Genomic DNA, 5,406 nt, shown 5'->3' on the forward strand with positions numbered 1-5,406 from the left:
CCCGCAGCGTATCCGGATTGCCTCCGCAAAGGCGCACGAATGTTGCCTGCTGAACCGCGAACATGAAGTAGCCTTCACTGGACGGTTCAAATTCCAAACCAGCGTATTGCACGTTCCTCGTGACTTCGGCTGTCGCATCGGAGATGGCGCGCGACACCTTCTCAAGCATCGTCTGTTCGGCCGCTTGCTGGATGGCTAGGAAAGAGCGCTCCTGCGGTGTGGCAATGGGGCAACTGTCGGTGTTCATTACATTCTCCTCGGGAGGCTGAGATTCTGATCGCATTAAGGCGGTCACAGGCTTTGGCCATGGGTCGGTCGTTGCTAAACGCGACTAGCCTTTGCATCGTAATGCAGCCGTGGTAGGCGCCAGAGTCATTCCAGGATGGCAGTGACACGGATCTCAATTCGCATGGCGGGGAGCCCAAGGGCTTCCACACCGGTCTGCGTCCAGATCGGAGCTCGATCGGGCATGTACTCACGGAAAAGACCGGCAATCGTTTCGTTCACGATCGGTGGAAAGCCTCCGACGTGATAAGAGTTGACATGGACGACATCCTTCCAGTCCGCGCCAGCCGTGGCCAAGGTTCGCCGGACATTCTCAAATGCTCTCTCGATCTCGGTCACGATTGACTCCGGAATTTCGAGTTCATCGTTCCATCCGCCCTGGCCGGAGATCTCGACGCGATCACCAATCTTGAGCGCTTGTGAAAAGTGCAAAAGCTCATGGAATTTCTGCCCGTATCCGGCCGTGACGAAAAGTTCAGGCTTTGCCATTGAGGTCTCCTATTGTGAGGAAGGTATAAGCATGGAGATGGCGCCCACAGAAATGGTGTGTTGCCGGTTAGTCCGGGCGATCGAAAAGGTGGGCACCATCGCTCCATCAGAATCTTGCACGAGCAAGTCAGGCGATTGCACCGCCGTCTGCGGTGAGAATAGCGCCCGTGATGACACTCGCGGCCGGGCTTGCGAGAAATACCACAGCGTTGGCAATCTCCCGTGGTTCGCCGTAGCGCCCCAAGGACGTCAAGCTCTTCTGCAAGTCTGCAGCTGGTCCATCCGCCGGGTTGCTCTCCGTGTCGGTTGCTCCGGGTTGCACGAGATTGACGGTGATACCACTCGGACCAAGTTCCCGCGAAAGACCGCGTGTGAAGGATGTCAGTGCTGCTTTGGACATCGCGTAGGGTGTAATGCCGGGGAACGGTACTCGCTCACCCAGAGCCGAGCCGATTGTGACAATGCGGCCGCCTTTGCCGAGATGCGGGATGACGGCCTTCGCGAACAGGACCGGAGCTCGTACGTTGACATCCATCAACGTCTGATAGGCTGAAACATCAAGGTCTGCGATCATGCCGTTGTGGCCAATCGCAGCGCTGTTCACAAGGATGTCCAGCCCGCCCAAAACGGAGACGGCCTCGCTTACTGAGCTGACAATTGCCTCAGGGTCGGCACTGTCGGCCTGGATCGCAGCCACACGGCGCCCCAACTTTTCGATCGCTTCCGTTACCTTTGAAGCCTTCTCGGCGGAGCGTTGATAGGTGAACGCGACATCCGCGCCATTTTCCGCCAACGCCAATGCGATCGCAGCACCAATGCCTCGCGAGCCGCCGGTTACCAATGCTCGTTTGCCTTCAAGGTTGATCATATTTCTGTTCCTTTCTTCCTAGCTAAGTTGATGTGTTTCAGGTCATTCGCGGGGGATGCCGAAGCAGCGAACCGAACTAGCGCACAATATTTCGTGGAGCCTGCTGGCATGCTGTAGGTGCGCGACGCGCAAAACTCTGTTGCGTGAGCTGGAACGCTGGCACTGGCTAATTAAACCTGTACCTGTTTCCCCGCGTAGCTTCATCATTGTCTCCTTTTCTATGACCCTGGAGCTCAGCTTGACCGCGAGACTGTCGTATCGAGCTCAGACATGTCTGATCAGGAAGCTCCGGATGAACTGAGCGATCTCATCCGCGTGTGTTTCCAAGGCAAAATGCCCGGTTCCGAGCAGATGGACCTCTGCGGTCGGCAGGTCACGCTTGTAGGCCTCGGCACCCGCCGGGACGAATGCTGGATCATGTCTGCCCCAGACCGCCAGGAACGGTGGTTGATGATCCCGGAAATATGCCTGAAACTCTTCATACCGGTCGATGTTTGTTCCGTAGTCGAGGATAAGATCAAGTTGGATGTCTTCCGCACCCGGCCGCGACATGAACGCGATATCAAGTTGGTAGCCATCGGGCGAAAGTCGCTCCCTTGATGTCCCGGTGCGGTATTGCCAATGCTCGATCACGTCCGGAGACAATGATGCTCGACATGCCTCTCTCTTTTCGGCAGAGGGGTCCCGCCAATAGGCCTCCCACGCGGTCCATTCATCACTGAACCCTTCCGTGTAGGCGTTGCCATTCTGGCTGATTATGGCAGTGATCCGCTCCGGATTGGCCGTCGCCATCCTGAAGCCGACCGGTGCGCCGTAGTCGAACACGTAAAGTGCATAGCGGCTGAGGCCGAGCGCCTCTGTAAAGCCTGTCATGACGGCGGCGAGGTTATCGAATGTGTAATCAAACTCCCCACGTGGAGGCGAGATCGTTCGACCGAACCCGGGAAGATCTGGTGCGATGACGCGGTACCGATCTGCCAACAGCGGGATCAGATCACGGAACATGTGGCTGGATGACGGAAAACCGTGAAGGAGAAGAAGGACTGGCGCTTCCTTCGAACCAGCCTCTCTGTAGAAAACCTCGATGTCTCTAACCTCTTGCGTTTTGTAGCTCACGACCATTTTGGAACTCCTTCTCAAAGGTCTCGGCAAACAAGCAGTAACGAATGGATGTAAAATACGACCGAACGGTCGGTTGTAGACGAAAGACACTGTCGTCGAAGGTGTTGCGGAAGCCGTGAACGTAGACCAATGCATCCTCGGGGTCGGCCTTCGTTATCGCGGATGTGAACTCATCGCGCGAAAGCTCCTTCTCTTCCTGAATTTGAAACTCGGTCTCCGAAACCGATTTGAAGGTGAACATCTCAAGCCACGAACGCCGATCTACCTGACCGAACGAATGACCCGCCGGCACCGAGACGCGCGCGGCGCCGAAAGTTAAGTCTGACCGGACCGGGGCGAAGCTCAGGCTAGCATCAGGCTCTCTCTCAACCTTTCTGGTGGTTGCGATCATCAGATCTACGGTGCGGTTTTTCTGGTCGACGGTCGGCTTGCAACCCACTTCCATATCGAACACCGCGCATGTGCCGACGCCAGCATTCCACTTCGAAACGAGAAGTTTGGTATCCGGAAGGCCGAGGTTCCAACGATCTCCGGTGAGGATCGGTGTCTTCGCTTCTACGACATACGTGCCGGTTGACTGCGCTCGGCCCAGCAGCACTGCTTGGAGGACCCGATTTGTCGGGTCGACGCTGACTTCGAAGCCGGCATACCCAGGGACGGTGACGCTTTGGATCTGCGGGCGCCAAGCGGCGGGAACCGCCGAGTCGGCCCTTTCAACTGCGGAGGTCCAGATCGAGAAACCCAGCGCTTCAGCAGCCATCATCTCCGTGATCGGCTCCGCTGCATGCCCGAATGCTTTCCATCGACGAAGCAGATCACGATTGGCCGCAGTGTCGAGAGTGTCGAAGTAGGTTATGGCCGACAGAGTCCCCGCAGCCGGGGCAATCTTCGCTGCGAAGCCTCCTTGATCGAACGCGACCATTGGCGTCGTCGGCGCCCGGTTTCCATTTTCGAACCTGAGCCGCGACCAAAGACACCGCGGCTTTGACGCCATCGAAGAACTCGGCAGCATCATCGATGACCGAGGTGATCTTTGGCTTCACGTCGGAAGCCATTTCCAAGGTCGCCGCACTCCAGCGTCTCTTTCTCTCAGCCATATAGCTGTGCCACTCCCTGCTGAGAGCGATTTCGCGGCGGTGGTCGAGATGCAAATGCCTCGAAGCGGTGTCCCAGGACGGCCGGTAGCTCGTCTCGCCGTCCAATTCGGTCAGCCATCCCTCGACCTGTCGGCGCGTCATGAACTTCGATCTCTTGAGCTCCTCGAAGTCTTTGACCTTCGTGAGTTGCTTCGACCGTCGGCGGCCTTCGTTTACGAGATGAAGGGTGAACGGAATTGGACGGGCGTCGATGTTGCGCTCATGGAGTAGCATGCCCACCTGCCCATCTCTTGCTTGAGCAATGCCAGGGTCCGCTTTCATTTCGCCCGATGTACGGTCCCTGTTCGCTGTGATTATCATGGAATACCAATCTTGCATGACGGCCAGAGACGGATCGGCCGTATCATACCTATGATAACTGGCTAATCTCGAAGGAGAGACCGCGATGCGCAATACAGGTGGCGATTCGTCCGACGAATCGTCCGACTCTAGTCCCGAACAAAATCTCGAGGCTGATACTTGGATCAGGAATTTGAGAGGGGAAGATGTGGCGCAGCAGCTCAGCGACCTACATTTAGGCCGTGGTGCAATTCGGCGTACGTCGATGGGTGGGTCGATGCGCATGCCGGTGCAGCCTTCCCTGCGAGACAACAACATCAGCGGCGCGCGCCACAGCACAGACCAGTCTTACGAAGCCTCGAGCCGTTCGCGGTCCGGGCTTTCGACCTCCTCGCAGGAGGAGCCGATAACCCGACAGCCGAAAAAAAAAGGTTTCTTTGCAGCAGTCAAACATAAAGTGAAGAAGGCCTTCGCTCAAAGGAGCGGCGAGAAACCGTCGAAGGACTGGACGCGCGAGCCGGAAACGGTCGTTGAGACGACGTTTCGCGTCGATCAAGCCAGGAAGCCGACGCCGGCCCCTGCCGAAGACGCTAACCTCATCGACGCGGCGGCCGCGGCGGCAAGGCGCTTTGGCTATAGTGAGAGCTCCATCAGAGAGAATCATATATGTCTTCGCGGATTATCTCGGGAGCTCAACTCTCGCGGCGGTCTAGCTCAACTTGATGACGAACAGCTGCGCGAATATGTTGACGCCGAGTACCCGCGCGACAAAGTTCTTAGGCGCAACAAAAGTTGCAGGGCTGCGCTGAACATGCTTGCGAAGTACCGGAAAGCGGGCAACGGAGGCCCGCAGCCAGTAAATAAAGGGAAGAGGGCCGCGAAGGTTGCTGCCTCTCTTGAAGACGATGGCCTCATCAATGAGGCACGTGCGGCGGCAGTGGCGAATGGGATGTACGCCCAGACAACCGCTGACTTTTATCGCTTTAGTCTTTGCAGATTATCTCAGGAGCTCCGGTCTTACAACCAAACCATTACTAGACTAAAGGACGCGGAGCTGCAACGATTTGTCGCGGAGCAGCGCCTGACTAGCTACCATATGCAAGGCGCGTTGCGTATGCTTGAGTCACACCGCGAGGCCCAGCGGACGCAAAATTCGCAGGATGTGGGCGGAAGCTTTCAACCTTTTGAGTGGCAGCTCGTAGTTCC

7 protein-coding genes are annotated in these 5,406 nt (G+C 57.0%); 1 reads left to right on the forward strand and 6 read right to left on the reverse strand.

The window, feature by feature from the left end; genetic code table 11:
• The 6 genes from BS630_RS27210 to BS630_RS37120 all read right to left on the reverse strand — a co-directional run.
• Window positions 1-247: hypothetical protein (locus BS630_RS27210; protein ID WP_077979867.1), on the reverse strand; the 247-nt coding region annotated here is incomplete at its 3' end.
• 125 nt (window positions 248-372) lie between these two features.
• A complete protein-coding gene (locus tag BS630_RS27215) occupies window positions 373-774 on the reverse strand; it encodes a RidA family protein (protein WP_077979868.1) in 402 nt (133 codons plus the stop codon).
• Between the two features lie 127 nt (window positions 775-901).
• A complete protein-coding gene (locus tag BS630_RS27220) occupies window positions 902-1,642 on the reverse strand; it encodes an SDR family NAD(P)-dependent oxidoreductase (RefSeq protein ID WP_077979869.1) in 741 nt (246 codons plus the stop codon).
• 264 nt (window positions 1,643-1,906) lie between these two features.
• Window positions 1,907-2,764, reverse strand: a complete 858-nt coding sequence (locus BS630_RS27225) for an alpha/beta fold hydrolase (protein ID WP_077979870.1) — start codon at window positions 2,762-2,764, stop codon at window positions 1,907-1,909.
• On the reverse strand, window positions 2,733-3,686 hold the full coding sequence (locus BS630_RS27230) for a transporter substrate-binding protein (RefSeq protein ID WP_158081430.1): 954 nt from the start codon (window positions 3,684-3,686) through the stop codon (window positions 2,733-2,735). Before BS630_RS27230 ends, BS630_RS27225 begins: the two co-directional genes overlap by 32 nt.
• Window positions 3,580-4,140 carry a hypothetical protein gene (locus BS630_RS37120; RefSeq protein ID WP_158081431.1) on the reverse strand — a complete coding sequence of 187 codons (561 nt, stop codon included), beginning with the start codon at window positions 4,138-4,140 and terminating at the stop codon, window positions 3,580-3,582. Before BS630_RS37120 ends, BS630_RS27230 begins: the two co-directional genes overlap by 107 nt.
• Window positions 4,141-4,306: 166 nt before the next feature.
• Here BS630_RS37120 and BS630_RS27240 point away from each other — a divergent pair.
• Window positions 4,307-5,406: hypothetical protein (locus tag BS630_RS27240; protein ID WP_143529523.1), on the forward strand; the 1,100-nt coding region annotated here is incomplete at its 3' end.

The organism is Rhizobium laguerreae (genome assembly GCF_002008165.1).
In the GTDB taxonomy this organism is placed as follows: domain Bacteria; phylum Pseudomonadota; class Alphaproteobacteria; order Rhizobiales; family Rhizobiaceae; genus Rhizobium; species Rhizobium laguerreae.